Origin of the sequence: Paraclostridium tenue (genome assembly GCF_039521565.1) — a bacterium.
Taxonomy (GTDB): Bacteria; Bacillota; Clostridia; order Peptostreptococcales; family Peptostreptococcaceae; genus Paraclostridium; species Paraclostridium tenue.
In genome coordinates this window covers 154966-172071 of sequence record NZ_BAAACP010000001.1, presented here as the reverse complement: position 1 = coordinate 172071, position 17106 = coordinate 154966, and the positions used below count along the sequence as shown (strand labels likewise).

Annotated in this window: 17 protein-coding genes; all 17 read right to left on the bottom strand. The window is 24.1% G+C overall.

Translation table 11 applies throughout. The features are described from left to right. Nucleotides 1-22: 22 nt before the first annotated feature. Nucleotides 23-1090 carry a M24 family metallopeptidase gene (locus ABFX13_RS00885; RefSeq protein ID WP_346041168.1) on the bottom strand — a complete coding sequence of 356 codons (1068 nt, stop codon included), beginning with the start codon at nt 1088-1090 and terminating at the stop codon, nt 23-25. Then, nucleotides 1091-1531, bottom strand: a complete 441-nt coding sequence (gene aroQ / locus ABFX13_RS00880) for a type II 3-dehydroquinate dehydratase (protein ID WP_346041167.1) — start codon at nt 1529-1531, stop codon at nt 1091-1093. 49 nt (nt 1532-1580) lie between these two features. Beyond that, nucleotides 1581-2087 (bottom strand): shikimate kinase, encoded by a 507-nt coding sequence (locus ABFX13_RS00875; protein WP_346041165.1) that lies wholly within the window; start codon nt 2085-2087, stop codon nt 1581-1583. Beyond that, nucleotides 2084-2617: a hypothetical protein gene (locus ABFX13_RS00870; protein WP_346041163.1), complete on the bottom strand. Its 534-nt coding sequence runs from the start codon at nt 2615-2617 to the stop codon at nt 2084-2086. Before ABFX13_RS00870 ends, ABFX13_RS00875 begins: the two co-directional genes overlap by 4 nt. After that, nucleotides 2607-3029, bottom strand: coding sequence for a hypothetical protein (locus ABFX13_RS00865; protein ID WP_346041162.1), 423 nt, complete (start codon nt 3027-3029; stop codon nt 2607-2609). Before ABFX13_RS00865 ends, ABFX13_RS00870 begins: the two co-directional genes overlap by 11 nt. A 20-nt stretch (nt 3030-3049) precedes the next feature. After that, nucleotides 3050-3547, bottom strand: coding sequence for a hypothetical protein (locus ABFX13_RS00860; protein ID WP_346041160.1), 498 nt, complete (start codon nt 3545-3547; stop codon nt 3050-3052). Then, the gene (locus ABFX13_RS00855) at nt 3544-3786 is read right to left on the bottom strand and encodes a hypothetical protein (protein WP_346041158.1); all 243 of its coding nucleotides are present in this window, start codon (nt 3784-3786) and stop codon (nt 3544-3546) included. Before ABFX13_RS00855 ends, ABFX13_RS00860 begins: the two co-directional genes overlap by 4 nt. Before the next feature lie 112 nt (nt 3787-3898). Then, nucleotides 3899-4747: a shikimate dehydrogenase gene (gene aroE / locus ABFX13_RS00850; protein WP_346041156.1), complete on the bottom strand. Its 849-nt coding sequence runs from the start codon at nt 4745-4747 to the stop codon at nt 3899-3901. 159 nt (nt 4748-4906) lie between these two features. Beyond that, nucleotides 4907-7186: a sensor histidine kinase gene (locus tag ABFX13_RS00845; RefSeq protein ID WP_346041154.1), complete on the bottom strand. Its 2280-nt coding sequence runs from the start codon at nt 7184-7186 to the stop codon at nt 4907-4909. Between the two features lie 35 nt (nt 7187-7221). Beyond that, nucleotides 7222-9597, bottom strand: a complete 2376-nt coding sequence (locus ABFX13_RS00840; protein WP_346041152.1) for a PAS domain-containing sensor histidine kinase — start codon at nt 9595-9597, stop codon at nt 7222-7224. A 107-nt stretch (nt 9598-9704) separates the two neighbouring features. Further along, nucleotides 9705-10349, bottom strand: a complete 645-nt coding sequence (sigK, locus tag ABFX13_RS00835) for an RNA polymerase sporulation sigma factor SigK (RefSeq protein ID WP_346041466.1) — start codon at nt 10347-10349, stop codon at nt 9705-9707. An 84-nt stretch (nt 10350-10433) separates the two neighbouring features. Next, a complete protein-coding gene (locus tag ABFX13_RS00830) occupies nt 10434-12125 on the bottom strand; it encodes a peptidoglycan D,D-transpeptidase FtsI family protein (protein WP_346041150.1) in 1692 nt (563 codons plus the stop codon). 58 nt (nt 12126-12183) lie between these two features. Then, nucleotides 12184-12813, bottom strand: a complete 630-nt coding sequence (gene udk / locus ABFX13_RS00825; RefSeq protein ID WP_346041148.1) for a uridine kinase — start codon at nt 12811-12813, stop codon at nt 12184-12186. 58 nt (nt 12814-12871) lie between these two features. Beyond that, complete coding sequence (locus ABFX13_RS00820; protein ID WP_346041146.1) at nt 12872-13807, bottom strand: peptidase U32 family protein; 936 nt, start codon at nt 13805-13807, stop codon at nt 12872-12874. Next, the gene (locus tag ABFX13_RS00815; RefSeq protein WP_346041144.1) at nt 13800-14468 is read right to left on the bottom strand and encodes an O-methyltransferase; all 669 of its coding nucleotides are present in this window, start codon (nt 14466-14468) and stop codon (nt 13800-13802) included. The genes ABFX13_RS00820 and ABFX13_RS00815 overlap by 8 nt, the downstream gene beginning before the upstream one ends. A gap of 108 nt (nt 14469-14576) precedes the next feature. Then, on the bottom strand, nt 14577-15632 hold the full coding sequence (gene mltG, locus ABFX13_RS00810) for an endolytic transglycosylase MltG (RefSeq protein ID WP_346041142.1): 1056 nt from the start codon (nt 15630-15632) through the stop codon (nt 14577-14579). A gap of 137 nt (nt 15633-15769) precedes the next feature. Beyond that, nucleotides 15770-17095 (bottom strand): pyrimidine-nucleoside phosphorylase, encoded by a 1326-nt coding sequence (locus ABFX13_RS00805; RefSeq protein ID WP_346041140.1) that lies wholly within the window; start codon nt 17093-17095, stop codon nt 15770-15772. Nucleotides 17096-17106 lie beyond the last annotated feature (11 nt).

Sequence of the window (17106 nt, the reverse complement as noted above, 5' to 3'; positions counted from 1 at the left end):
TCCCTCCATAATTTTACGATTTTTAAAATTCTAATTCTATTAATTCCTTTGGTGATGAATTGATTACTTCACATCCATCTTCTGTTATTATAAGTAAATCTTCAATTCTTACACCACCAAAATCTTCTATGTATATACCTGGCTCATCACTTATTACCATATTAGGCTTTAATATCTTTTCTCCTAATGTATTAACATTTGGAAGTTCATGTACATCAAGGCCTATTCCGTGTCCTAAGCCATGACCAAATTTATCACCATATCCTTTTTCAATTATATATTGTCTTGCGATATTGTCAAGTTCTATTCCACTCATATTAGCTTTAGCATGCTCTATGACTTTAAGTTGTGCCTCTAGTACTATATTGTATATTTCTTTTTGCTTATCAGTTGCTTTTCCTACAACTATAGTTCTAGTCATATCTGAACAATATCCATTATATACGCATCCAAAATCTATTGTAACAAAATCTCCTATTTCAATTACTTTATCACTAGCAACTCCATGAGGCATAGATGATCTTTTACCAGAAGCTACTATAAAATCAAATGACACTCCTGTAGCACCTTTTTTTCTCATAAAAAATTCTAGTTCTAAAGCTACTTCACTTTCCTTCATTCCCGGTTTTATAAAGTTCATTATATGCATAAATCCATCATCTGCAATTTTAGAAGATTGTCTTATGATTTCTAGTTCTTTTTCATCCTTAACAGCTCTTAAATCCAACATTAATCCATTTAATGGAACCATTTCTGTATCAGATAAATTTTTATTATAATTTGAATATGTAGCAAAACTCATCTTATCATCTTCAAACCCTAATCTTTTTATATTCATTTTCTTTAAGAAATTAGTTATAGGATTAGTTCTAGATATCTCAACTATATCAAAATTAATAGTTTGATTTTTAGCTTGTTGCGTATATCTAAAATCAGTAAATAATATATTTTTTTCTTTAGTTATTATTATAGACCCAGCCGTACCTGTAAAATTAGATATATATCTTTTATTTTTAGAATCTTCAATCAAAACTGCATCTAAGTTTAATCTAACCATTTCTTCTCTTAATTTTAAAACTCTTCTTTCCACTTACTCCACCTCATAATTAATTATTGAATTTATACCTAAAATATAACTATAAAATCCAAAACCTGAAATTTGACCTATACATGCACTTGCAGTAACACTTTTTGTCCTAAATTCTTCTCTATTATGAATATTAGAAATATGCACCTCTACAACCTTTGTGCTTATAGATCTTATAGCATCTGCTATAGCATAGCTATAGTGAGTAAATGCTCCAGGATTTAAAACAATTCCATCAAATTTGCAATTAGCTTCATGTAATTTGTCTATTATAAAACCTTCATGATTACTTTGAAAAAATTCAAATTCAATATTGTCTTTAAATGTTTTTCTTATACTACATTCTAAATCCTCTAGAGTATTTTTTCCATATACATTAGGTTCTCTTTTTCCTAACATATTTAGGTTTGGTCCATTTATTATTAATATCTTTATAACATTCACCTAACCTTTTTCATAAAACTTATTTACATTAATATAATAACATATTTTGTTAAATATAAACAAGTATCTCACTTACCACTTGGTCTACATTTTTATTATTAACATTTACTCTTATATTCGCAGTTTCTTTATATTTATCATATCGTTTATTTAAAAGATTTTTTATAGATAATTTTAAATTGTCATCTTCTTTTAATTTTGGTCTTTTATCTATTTCATTTTTAACGTTATTTTCTATTGTATTTTCATTTGCATTAAGCCATATAACACATAGTTGTTTTTTTAAAATTTCTATATTAAATTCACTTTCTATTATGCCACCGCCTGTGGATATAACAGTATTTTCCATTAAGCATAATTCTTTTAATAAATTTGATTCTTTCTCTCTAAAATATTTTTCTCCATTTTCACTAAAAATCTGATTAATATTTTTATTTTCTATTTTCTCAATTTCTAAGTCCATATCTATAAATTTCATATTTTTTTTATCTGCTATAATTTTTCCTATAGTAGTTTTTCCACTACCCATAAATCCAATTAAAATTACATTTTTCATATACTCTCTCCCATATTTATATACTTATTATATAGTTTAAATTCAATAATATTTAACTGTTTATTTTTTGATAATTCTAACTTTATACTTATTAATTCTCCATCTTTTTCTTTCGATATATACATATTATCTAAATAATCCCCAATTTCATACCCTGACATAGAATTTCGTCTTTTTATAAATATTTTTTGTGTTTTTTTATTTAAAAATAATTCATCTAATCCCATACTAGATAATCTATCTATAGGTTTATATTTAATTGATATTACGTTTTTAAAATCAAAATTTTTCGATGTTAATACTTGATTATTTTGAGTTTTAATACTTACTACTTCTATACCCTCATTCAATTCTTTTTCTATATGTTTTTGTATTTCAATACCTTGTTGTTGTATCTCTATACTACTATGAATTTTTTTATAAATTTTTAAACTTGAAAATAATAAACCATATAGTCCAATAGTTATCACTAGTGATATACATATAGATAGTGAAGCTTCTATAATTAAATATCCATTTTTAGTTTTCATACTTATCCTCTTTCAATAAAACTCTTCCACTAAAAGGTACTATTGTTATCTCGATTTTTCTATTTTCTGAATTAATAATTATAGTTTCTCCCTTTGAATTTAAAGTTCCATCTGATTTAAATTTAATTATAGACGTTGGAGCTAATAGGCTTGAATTCTTTGGAAGGTTTACAGTTTTTATTATACTAGAATTGTCTTTTATTATATATCTTGGATTATCAAAAGTCTTTATATTTTCTAAATATAAATCCATATTTCCATTTATATTCATGCTTCTTACATACCTTATATCTGAAACAAGCTGTCTTGCAAAAGAATCTATTTGATATTTATATGCTTTGTCTTTTGGGAAACTTATACATATAGCTATTAATGCTATTCCTATACCTATAACTAACTCTATTAAAGTCACATTCCTTCTCTTTTCATATTCTATATCTCCTTATAGTTGTATTTATATACCTGATTTTTATTGGTATCTTCTATATTCATATTTATTTTAAATGAACACTTAGCACTTTTTTTTATTTCTTTATTACTTTTAGAACAACTTATATCTAATCTTATGTAGTCACCTTCTATGTAAATTTTATTATTAATTACATCTAAATTTATATTTTCAGAATCTAAAGTCTCTATAGATTTTATAAAATTTATTTTATTACTTCCTAGAAAATAATCCTTATATTTATCTTTAGGATATTCATCTTCTTTTACTATTTCTATCGCTTTATTAACCTCTTCTAAGATTTTACTATATGCTAAATTAACTCCTCCTTTTACTTCATATTGTAAGCTTAATGAATCTTCATAAACACTTACTATATCATTATTGGAACGTATTATATCTAAACAACTTAAACATATAACACTTAGTATAGAAAAGCAAAAAAGTGTTGTAATCATTACAGAACCTAATCTTTTCCTCAATTTTTCACCACATAACTATTTAAATTTATTTCTTTATCTTTATGCCTTACAGTAACATCAACTTTATAGCAATTATAATATTTATCACTCTTTTTTATTTTATAATCTATTCCATAATCTTTTATTGTTTTTGTAACATATTCTTCTTCTACATCTGTATTATCTATAAAATATTCTATATCACACATCTCCTTTTTTGCTATATTTAGCATTTCCGTACTTTTATAAGACTTATTCATACAAAAAATGCTAGTTGAAAAAACACATACAACTAGCGATGACATTAGTCCTATTAAGCTTAAAGCTATAACATTTTCTAAAATAAGAAATCCATTTCGTTTGACTTTCAATTTAAATACCTTTCAATTTATATTTTAAATTTTTTGCTTCATCAGCCTTTATGTTAGTCCATATGTAAAATCCATGTATAGCCTGATTTATAAGCATATCTATGCCATATACAATATCAAAATTATTTTTCTTACCCCAAGCTATAAATTTAGTTTCATGAGGATTATAAACTATATCACATAAAAGCATTTTTTTATCTATAACTAAATCTTCATCTATAGGACAATTGTCTTTATCTTTATCCATTCCAATAGGTGTAGTATTTATAATTATATCTATGTCTTCTAAATCATGTTTATTTATAGGTTTTACTGAGCATTTACTCTTAGTGTTAAAATGTTTGTTTATTATGTTACATATAATATCTGCATTTTCTATACTTCTATTTCTTATTTGTATTTCTTTTACACCATTAGATGCCAATTCTATAGCAATACTTCTACAAGCACCACCTGATCCTATAATTAAAATTTTTTTATCCTTCAACTCATATCCTTTATCTATTATGGATTTAACAAATCCTACTCCATCTGTATTATATCCTATAAGTTTCCCATTTTCGTTTTTTACTGTATTTACAGCTCCTATTAATTTAGCATTATTATCTACTTCATCTAAATATTTCATAATATCTACTTTATGAGGAATTGTAACATTACATCCTTTTATCCCTAATACTTTTAAACCTTTTACAGCTTCTTTTAAATTTTCTCTTTCTACATCAAAACATACATAATTCATATTTAATTTGTATTTATTTAAAAGATAATTGTGTATATCTGGTGATAAACTATGTTCAATTGGATGACCTATTAAACATATTAATTTAGTTTTTGCATTTATATCCATATTTTCCTCCTAATAACTTTTATTGCCATTTACTTTATTTATTATACAATTTTATAGTTTAATTTTCATTAGATACAAAATAAGCTATATTAAAACATAATTAAGTATAATAACAATTTTTAAATCACTACTATACTAAGTTTTAATATAGCCTTTAGTTTATAATGCATTCATCATAGAATATTCAGCATAAATGGCTTCCTTATTTAAGATTGATTCCTTTTTATTTTCATAATTTATTTTGTTTCCTGATCTTAAATTTATAACTATTTCTATGTCTTTTTCATATTCAAAAATATCTATGCAACCTTCATAAATTTTCATTATAGATTTAGCAACTTCAATATTCATATTTATATTTTCTTTAGATTGATTATTTAAATATGAATATTTATTATATCCACCTTTATTTTTTATAGATATATTTACATTATTGTTTTTATTCGAAAACTCTACATATATAATACTCTTAGATTTAGATTGCTTTACTATTTTACTAAATAATAGTAAGATTACTCTTTCTATATCATAAGGATCTATTTTTATTATTTTTTCTTCTATATCTGTATCAAATATAAACTCTATCCCATCATCTTTAGAATACTTATTAACTTCAATTATTATATCTTCAACTATATTTACAATATCATAATAATCTAATTTTGGTTTATAAAAATCTGATTCTAATTTAGCTAAAGTTATTATATTTTCAATAAGTCTTAAAGATATATAACTTTGCTTCTTAACTATTTTAGTAGCCTTGGCTATTTCTCCTTTAGGATTTTTAAATATTTCATCTTTAAATATAGATTCCATCAATTGATTAGATGACATTATTAAATTAAGTGGTGTTTTCAATTCATGAGACATATTTATAAAAAAATGATTTTTTTGTTTATATTCTAATCTTTTCTTAGTAATTTCTCTTTCTATATTTTCTGCCTTAATTTTTTCAGTTATATCATTCATAATTCCAATACATTTCATTTTATTATTTATTTCCAGGGTAATTCCCCCTAATTCTACATCTATACTTTCTCCATCTCTATTTTGTATCTTATGCCTTATAAATTTGACATCTTGTCCAAACTTATTTAAAATCCAAGATATATCTTTTATTATATTGCTTTTGTTGAATTCTTCTACATTTTCAAATCCAGACATATTAAGAAGTACATTATTTGCATAAATAGTTTTTTTAGATTCAAAATCATATATATATATACCTTGTGGTATTGAATCTACTAATGATATATATTTTTTCGAACTATTTTCTATATTATCTAATAATGTTTTATATTGTGTTACATCTCTTACTATAGCTATTTCTTTAGTTATATTATTTTCTTTAAAATTTGTCTTACTTATATTTAAATACTTTTTACCTATGTTTTTTTCATTACCTTCAAAGTTTCCTTTAACTTTTGTATTTATTATAAAATCTTTTAAATCTTCGTTATATACATCTATGTCTAAATTTTTATTGTTATTATAAATAATCTCTTCACCTTTTGTTACAACAATAGTATGAGGAATAGTTTCTATAGTTTTTTTGTATTTAATCTTGTTAAAATCTAACATCTTTTGAGAGTACTTTTTATAAGTTATATCTGTCATTATGCATATTACTCCAATAGTTTCATTATTAACTTTTAAAGGTGTGTACTTACAATCAAAATATCTGTTATCCTTACTAATTACTTCTCTATTTATCTCTATTCCTATATCATATACTTTTTGAACATCCAATAAAACTTCAGTGCTATTTTCTACACTTTTACTTAAAAAGTGTGAAAACTTAATTTTATAATTACAGAATTCATATTCTTTCCATGTATTTGAAAAGCTATTATCTTCATTGGATATATACCCATACTTATCTATAACTATTACACATTTATTATTCTGTTCTAATATAATATTTAGCATTTCTTTTTTATTATTTAATGTATTGTATATTTCTTTAGTTACATCTTCATTATCTTTTAAAACCTTAATATCACTACTGGCTTTATCTTTTAAAATTTGTAAATCCTTATACACATGTTTATCTTTTTCAGTAGTTTCATATATTCTTTTATAAAATATTTTTAATAATATATATGAGTTTAATAATATATTAATCAAACTTAAATACTTGAATTTATATTTTAATATAATAATACTTGAAATAATTAATACCAAATTAATTAACTTTACATTTTTATATTTATCTTTTTTTAAATCATAATCACTTATAATCAAAATATAATTTAAACTAAAAAATGAAGATAGTATATATATATAACTTAACATTTTAAAATTAAAAAAGTTTAGAAAAAATATTAAAACTATAATTAAATTAATTCTTATATTTTTTTTATTTTTATTATCAGTTATACAAAATATACTAGATATTAAAAGCGATAAATTTATTATATATATTAACTTATCAGCCATAACTTCTTCCCCCTATAAATTTATGATTATACTTTTTAAAAGTATATATCAGCAAACTCTATATGCATTTTTTCCCATATCGGCAAATTGTAGTTATTTACTTCTATTAAGTTTTCGTCATTTATATTTAAGATTTCTTTTAAAGATATCGTAAACTTACTTCCTTTTCCTTCTTCACTTTCCACATTAATATTACCTCCATGTAGATTTACAAAAGCCTTAACTAAAGATAATCCAATCCCACTACCTTCGGTATTTCTAGATAAAGTTTTATCTACTTGTCCAAACTTTGTAAATATAAAACTCAATCGATCTTTTGGTATACCTACTCCATAATCTTTTATACTTATATTTATATAATCTTTATCCTTTGTTATTTCTACATCTATAGAATTTTTAAAATTGCTAAATTTTATAGCATTAGATATTAAATTTAGTATTATACGCTCCATCTTATCTATGTCAACTTTTAAAATAGTTGAATCTATATCTGTTTCGAAATTTATACTAATACCTTTATCAAATAAATAATCATTTGTATGTCTAATTAAATTTTGTGTAAATTTAATTATGTCACAGTATACAAAATTAGTTAAACATGAACCATTTTCAACTTCTACAACTTCATTCATATTATTTATCAACCTTTTTAATCTATAACAATTTCGCTTAACAAGATTATTATAATTATCCACATGATTAGATTTATATCTAGATTTATTCGCTTCTAATGTTTTATTTATATTTATTATATTTTCTATAGGATCTTTTAGACATTTAGATGTATTGATTAAAAATTCATTTTTCACATGATGTTGGACATTTACCAAGTCTAGTTCCTTAATAGCTTCTAAAATTCTATCTTCATATTCTAAAGGTCTTATTATGACCATTAATTGATTTTCTTCTTTAATCTCTTTTATAGTCATACCTATTGGATAACTATTATTTTTATTAATATCATATCTTTTAGTTTGTCCATAATATTCATTAGAGATATAATCATTTATAAATTTATTTATAGAATCCATCTTAACTTTTTTTAGAATTTTTATCATAGATTTATTTTGATATACATATTCTTTGCTTTCTTTATCTATAACAATTATTCCATCTGGTAAATTTTGAGCCAATGCTTGATATGTTTTTTTACTTCCTTCTAATTGCTTTAATGCAGTTTCCATATCAGTTATATCTACAACTATACTTAATAATGCATCAGAATCTTTTACTTCAATTTTTGTAGTTATAAACTCTATATGCATTCCATCTATAGTTTTAAATTTATTAACTGATTTTTTAATGCTACCTTTATTTACAATATTTAAACTTTCATTTAATTTTCTAATACTAGATTTATCTATTTTGTCTTTTATATTTTGAAAGCTTATATTTTTACTTTTTTTATCAATATTAAATATATTAATTGCAGAGTCATTAATATAACTTATGTTTTCAATATCATGAATTATGACACCATCTATTAATAAATCCATAAGTTTTCTATATTTTTCTTCACTTTCTTTTATTTGTTTTTGGATTAAAGTACTTTGAGTTATATCATTAAAGATACATATTTTTAATTCTTTATCTTCTCTTTTTTCTTTAGTACATATAAATCTATATACTTTATCTTCATAGCTATATAAATTTATAGAATCATATTTATTACATTGTAAACTACTTATCATATTTAAACATTCTTCTCCATTTTTAAAACTTTCACTTAAATATTTCAAAATATTTACTTTATTTAAATTTATACTTTTTGTATTCCAAGAATGTTTATTACAATAAATTATATTATTTTCTTCATTTAATATAACTATAGGCATGTCAGATTCTTCTATAGCTTTGTTTATATCTTCTTCTATATTTAATATCTCTTCTTTATATTCACTTTGAATTATTTTCTCTTTTTCTATTTTATTGTTTATAATATTTATATTTTCATTAAATTTAGTTACTTTCTTTTTCTTATATTCTAATCTATTATAACTAGCCTTTAATTTATTTAATATAATAAATTTGCATATAAATAAATTAATAATTATATTGATTAAAAAATATATGCTTATATTTAATCTTATACAAACTAAACTTAATATAGTTAACATAAATATTAAAGCTAACTGTAGATTTCTAAATTTTAATTTTCTTTTTGATAAATATAAAAATATAATTTTGCCCAAAGTGTATAAAATTAATATAAATTTATATATGTATATATATTTATTATTGTAAATTAACACTACATATATTAAAGTTTCTACAAAGTACATAACATTTAAGTATTTGATATTCTTAAATTTTTCAATAAACCCTATATATATACCGTTTATGAGTAAAGCTACTATAATGATTAAATTTATGTCCAAGATTTTTTCTAAATTACTTGTATAATTAATCATATATTCCCACCTTTTATCTACTTATTTACTATTTACAATAATATTAGCACATGCTTTTCAAATATTTTGTCATTTCTTGATTAAGTTAAAAAAAATAAAAAAAAGCCTTAATTAAGGCTTTTTTCTGATTTTAATTCTTTTCTCAATTTTTTTAATGCTCTTTTTTCTATCCTAGATACATATGACCTAGATATATCTAATTTTTGTGCTATTTCTCTTTGAGTTTTATATCCAAGGGTAGTTAAACCATATCTTAACTGGACTATCTCACGTTCTCTAGGAGTTAATATATTTTCTAATTTTTCATATAGCTTACTTATCTGTACTTTAAGTTCCACTTGATCTAAAATATGATCTATGTCAGTACCTAATATATCAATTAGACTTATCTCATTTCCTTCCTTATCAGTTCCAATTGGATCTTGTAAGGAAACTTGAACTTTGTTCTTTTTATTGGTTCTTATATTCATTAGTATTTCATTTTCTATACATTTAGATGCATAAGTTGCTAATCTTGTACCTTTTTCTACATTGTAAGTCTCTATAGCTTTTATAAGACCTATAGTTCCTATAGATATAAGATCATCTTGATCTTCATTTGAATTATTATACTTTTTCGCTATATGTGCCACTAATCTCATGTTTCTTTCAATTAAAACTTCCTTAGCTGATTCATCTTTTTCAAATTTAAATTTAGTTAGATAATTATATTCTTCTTCAGGAGTTAAGGGCTTTTCAAAAGATTTTAACATAGTCAATCAGGCCACCCCTTTCTTCCTTCCATGTCATTTTAAATTATATGAAAGTGGCCTGATAAAATTGCTTGTATAAAAAAATTATTTTAATATGTTCTCACATATGTCTTTAAATAAAGGTATTGCTGATTTACTTGAATCTTTAGTTCCTTCAATTATAACTGTTATTGCATACTTAGCACTTTCTTGGGGGTAAAACCCTGTTATCCACCCATGAGAAATATTTTGTTTTTTGATTGTTTTATCTGCATTCTTTACATTAATTTTAGCCTGAGTTGTTCCTGTTTTAACTCCACTTCTTTTTTCTAAAATAGATAATTCCTTAGCTGTTCCTTCTTCAGAAACTGAATTCATCATATCTTTTATCTTAGTCATAATATAAGGAGATATTACTTCTTCTTCCTTTGTAGTTTTAAAAGTTTTTAGTATATTTTTATTATTATCAATAATGCTATCATAAATATGTAATTGCTTATATAGTCCACCATTAGCAATTACTTGAGTCATTTGATTAACTTGAAGAGGTGTAAACATCATTTTTCCTTGTCCTATAGATAAATTCACTATATCTATGTCATCTTGTATACTTCCGCTTTTCTCTCCATATATATCAATTCCTACTTCTTGATCCAAATGTAGCTTCTTAGCTGCTTTTAATATATTTTCTTTGCCTACTTTTAGAGCTATATCTAAAAAAGCAGGATTACAAGAATTAGCAAAAGCTTGTTTAAGTGTTAAATGGCCATGTCCATCTAAATTGTTACAATTTAATTTTCTACCATTTACTTCTTTTGATCCTGTACATGTATAAGTATAGTTTTCATCAATTATATTATTTTCTAATGCTGCATATAAAACTACAATCTTAAATACAGATCCTGGAGCATACATATATCTAATAGCTCTATTTTGTAATTCTCCATTAGATGCATTTAAAAAATCTTCAATTGAATTTTGATTATAATTAGGTCTTGATGAAATAGCTAAAATTTCTCCAGTTTTTATATCTGATATAACTACTGCACTTGGATTTTCTTCTTTATCAACTAGAGCCTCTAATTTTTTTTGTATATCATAATCAACTGTAAGCTTTAAATGTCTATCATCTTTATTTTTATTGCTTTTAACACTTCCATTTAAAACTCCAATTTTTTTAGACTTACCAGAGTTTCCAGAACTTCCAGCCTTAAACACTTCTACATATTCTAAATTTTTATCTTTTAAAATACTATCCTGACTTTTTTCTATTCCACTTATAGCTTGATTATCACTATCTATATACCCTATAGTGTGAGCTAAAATACTTTCTTCTGAATATCGATAAGTTTTTTTATCTACTAATATATTTTCTTCTTTTAACTTAGATTTTAAATTTTCATCTATATTCTTTATTTTAAGTTCAACAATAGGAGATAGTGGATTTTCTTGAATTTTTTCATATATCTCCATGCTGCTTAACCCAGTAACCATTTGTATAAGTTCCATATATCTATCATTTATGCTAATTTGATCTTTTTGAATTATTATTATATTTTCTGTTTTTATATCAGTTAATTTTTTATTGTTTCTATCATATATAATTCCTCTTCCAGAACTTAAATTTAAAGTTGAATTACTTTGCTTTTTTGCACATTGCTCATAATAATTAGATTTTATTATTTGTATATCTACTAATCTATATATTAAAAAAACATAAATTAATATACACATTATAAATATAAAATATATCCTATTTTTACTAGTATACTTTATTACACTTTTTTTTCTAGACATAAAATCACCCCTTAGTAATTGTAATTCTTGACAATTTCTAAGGGGTTAATACTATTTATTAATGTAATTGTGTTTTTATTCTTGCTATTACCATATCTATAGCAACTTCATTTTGCCCACCTTCTGGTATAATTATATCTGCATATTTTTTATATGGCTCTATAAATTGATCATGTGCAGGCTTTACAGTTGTTAAATATTGATCTATAACAGAATCAACTGTTCTTCCTCTTTCTTTTATATCTCTTTGTATCCTTCTTAATATTCTTAAATCGTCTTCTGTATCTACATATATCTTTATATCTAATTTATTTCTTAATTCTTCATCTTCTAGTATCATTATACCTTCTACTATAATTATATCTTTTGCTTCTGTAGTTATAGTTTCTTCTAGATTTCTAGTATGAAGTTCATAATCATATATTGGTTTTTCTATAGTTTCTCCATTGCATAACATATCTAAGTGCTTTATTAATAATTTATTATCAAAAGCTAGAGGATGGTCATAGTTTGTTTTTAATCTTTCTTCAAATGATAAGTGAGATTGATCTTTGTAATATGCATCTTGTTCTATTATAGCGATATTTTCTTCTGGTATACTTTCTTTAATAGATTTACATACTGTACTTTTTCCTGATCCTGTTCCACCTGTTATACCTATTATAAGTGTCTTTTTTTCTTTTTTCATATGTCTCTCTCCTTAAAAGTTTTTATTTATATGATTTGTTTTTATAATTAGTTATAGATTATTCATAATCATCTGGCATAGAATCGCCTGTATAAAATCCATTTGTCAATGGTCTATGACTTTTAGATTGTATATTTTCTAACCATTTAGGATTAAACTCATATTCGTTTGGATTTTTATAAAACTTATCTAGAGCTTCTCTATAAACTTTTATAACTGTTTCTAAATATTCATCGCTTTGTAACCTTCCATCAATTTTTAAACTAGTTACACCTGCTTTTATAAATTCTGGTAGATATTTTAGCATACATAAATCTTTTGAGTTAAAGAAAAATGTTCCTTTTTCATCTTCATATACTGGGTAATACTCACCTTGTCTTTTTTCTTCTAATAAATTATACCTTTTATTATCTTTTTCATAGTTAGCATTATCTTTCCCATTTAAATAACTACTTATAAGGCGTCTTCCTGAGTAAGATATACATATAGGACCATGTACAAAAGCTTCTATTTCTAAATCTAGCGGAGTCTTGGCTCTAATTTTATTTATCTCATCAAAAGATAATTCACTAGTTATGATTATTCTTTTTATACCTTGGTCATACCAAAAGTTTGCACTATTGTAATTAGTGACATTAGCTTGCTGTCCCATATGAACTTTAACTTTAGGTATAGTTTCCTTTACTACAGCAAGTACACCTGGGTCTGAAACTATTATAGCGTCTACTTTTATTTTTTCAAGATTTAATAAGTATTCTTGTAATTTATCAAAATCTTCATTATGTGGCATAACATTTACAGCTATATAAACTTTTTTTCCTTTTTCATGAGCAAAATTTATTCCACTTTCTAAATCTTCTTTTGAAAAGTTTTTATTAATTGCATCAATTCCAAAAGAATCTCCACCTATATATACAGCATCTGCACCACTTTCTAACGCTATTTTTAAATTATTCAAATCTTTAGCATATGATAAAAGTTCGATTTTATGCATCTAAATCACCTCTTACTTTCTTTTTATAACTAAGTGTAACTCCATCTCCTATAGGAATTATTGATGTATCTAAGTAGTCACAATTACATATATAATCTAAGTAATTTCTCATTCTCTTTACTATAGTTTTTTTTCTTCTTATAACATAACTATCGTGAGCTACCATACCTTTATAAAGAATGTTATCTGATACAAGTAATCCATCTACTTTTAACTTATCTATTACCATATCATAAAATAACTTATACTGGCCTTTAGCTGCATCTATGAAAATCATATCAAATTCTCCTTCAACTTCTTTTAAAAGTTCTTCAGCATCACCTTCTAATATAGTTATATTATCTTCCATACCTGCTCTTTTTATATTTTCTTTAGCTTTTTCTATCATTTTTTCATTTCTTTCAACAGTTATTATTTCAACATTTTTATTTAGTACTGTTGCAAAGAAAATAGATGAGTATCCTATTGCACATCCAACTTCTAAGATTCTCTTTGGCTTTTGCATTTTTAATAAAACTTTTAAAAAGTCTGACACTTCTTTATGTATTATCGGTACATTATACTCATTTGCATAATCTTCTAATTCCTTTAATAATCCTTCTTTATCTTTTAATGTGTTTCTTATATAATCTTCTACTAAATCATCAACTATATTACTCATATTTTCAGCTCCTTGATTGCCCTAAAAAAGGCAAAAGTTTCGCTTTAAATAAAATACTAATTTAAATTTTTAGCGATAATCCTTTGCCTTTGTGGACAAATATTTTATTTACTTTTCTGATTTTTCTTGATTTAATTTATCTCTATCTTTTTTATAACTTTCAACATGTTTTAAATGTTCTTCATAAGTTTTACTATAATTATTTTTACCATCTATAGTTGCCACAAAATATAAATAATCACTATTTGCTGGATTCAATACAGCTTGTATAGATTTAACACCTGGATTAGATATAGGTGTAGGCGGTAATCCTTTATTAATGTAGGAGTTATACGGAGATTTTATCTTTAAATCTTTATACATAACTCTGTCTTTTCTTTCATCAAATATATATTGTATAGTAGCATCTGATTGCAGAGGCATATCAACATCCAATCTATTGTAGAACACGCTCGCAATCATAGGTCTATCTTCATCTAAAACAGCTTCTTTTTCAATTATAGATGCTAAATTAACTACTTGTTGAAGAGTTAAACCTCTTTCTTTTTGCTCTCTTTTAAACTTATCTGTATACATTTTTTCAAATCTTTTTAACATAGTAGATAAAACTTCTTTTTCAGTAACATTTTTATCAAAATGATAAGTATCAGGATATAAAAAACCTTCTAAACTTATAATATCTTTTTCATCTAAGAATTTAAATTCACTATAGAATTCTTTAGGATTATTTATTAATTTTTCATAAACTTCCTTATTTCCGATTCCTTTAGATGTTAAGTATTTTATTACTTCTTTATAAGTCGAACCCTCTGGTATTGTTACCTTTATTCCATCATTATAAGTTTTACCACTAAAAAGTATATCTAGTACCTTAGAATTTGAATAGCTTTGACGTAATAAATACTTGCCAGCTTTAACACCATGTTCATTTGGTTTAAATTTACTAACTGCTTTAAATAAAACTTTATTTTTTATAACTTTATTTTCTTTTAAAATATTTGATACGTCTGTTAAAGTTGATCCATTAGGTATTTTTACTATTATTTCTTTTTTGCTATTTTTATCATATGGACCTATTTGAATATATATATATCCAGCTATTAAACCTAGTATAATTATCGTTATAATACTTATAACTTTTAAGTTTATCTTCCTAAAATTCATAGGTTTATCTACTCCTTATGCATATTTATATCCTTTATATTATAAATCTTAGTATAAAAATTTTCAATAAAATTGTCGAAACAAAATAAAAAGCCTAACGTTATTTTTTACACGTTAGGCTTTTTTTAATCATATCTTTAGAATTTTAAAATTTTATCTTTAGTTACAACCCCATAAACTAATTTACCTTCATCTACTTTTTCATCAGATATTGTATATGCATTTAAAAATCTTTCTTTAGCTACTTCTATTTTGTCTAGTTTATTATAATGCATATAAGCTATAGTCTCTCCTTCTTCAACAAAGTCTGAAACTTTTTTAGTTAAAACTATACCAGCTGATAAATCTAGTTCATCTTCTTTAGTTTCTCTACCTGCTCCTAAAATCATAGCTGAAACTCCTACTTCTTCAGCTTCTATTTTCTTTATATATCCTTTTTTAGGAGATTTTATTTCTAGTATTTCTTTTGCTTGAGGAAGTAATGAATAATCATCTACTACTTTGCTGTTTCCACCTTGATTATCTATAAATTCTCTTAATTTATCAAGTGCTCTTCCACTAGATATAGCTTCTTGTATTTTTTCTTTACCTTCTTCAAAACTTTCAACTACTTTAGCTAACAACAACATATATGCACCTAAAGTTTCACATAACATTACAAAGTCTTTCGGACCTCTCCCTTTTAGAGTTTCTATTGCTTCTATAACTTCTAAAGAATTCCCTACTGCAAATCCTAAAGGTTCATCCATATCAGTTATAAGAGCTATAGTTTCTCTATTCATATTATCTCCAATATCAACCATTTCTTTTGCAAGTGCAAATGAATCATCTATAGTCTTCATAAATGCTCCATCTCCAGTTTTAACATCTAAAACTATAGCGTCTGCACCTGAAGCAAGTTTTTTACACATTATACTACTTGCAATTAATGATATATTATCAACTGTAGCTGTAACATCTCTTAATGCATACATTTTTTTATCTGCAACTGCTATTGATGCTGTTTGTCCACATACTGCTATTTTGTGTTTATTTACTGAATCTATAAATTTGCTTGGTTCCATTTCAATTGAAAAACCAGGTATAGATTCTAACTTATCTAATGTTCCCCCTGTATGACCAAGCCCTCTTCCTGACATTTTAGGTACTGGAGCATTACAAGATGCTACTAAAGGTGCCAATGCTATAGTTGTTTTATCACCTACTCCACCTGTACTATGCTTGTCCACTTTTATTCCATTTATAGCAGATAAATCTATAACTTCTCCAGAATTCATCATGGCTTCTGTTAAATAAGCAGTTTCTTCTTTGTTCATTTTATTTAAATATATAGCCATTAAAAGAGCTGATGCTTGATAATCTGGAATTTCTCCTTTAGAATATTTCTCTACAAAAAAATTAATTTCTTCTTTGCTTAAAACTTCATTATCTCTTTTTTTCTTTATAATGTCATAAATTCTCATAGCTAATCTCC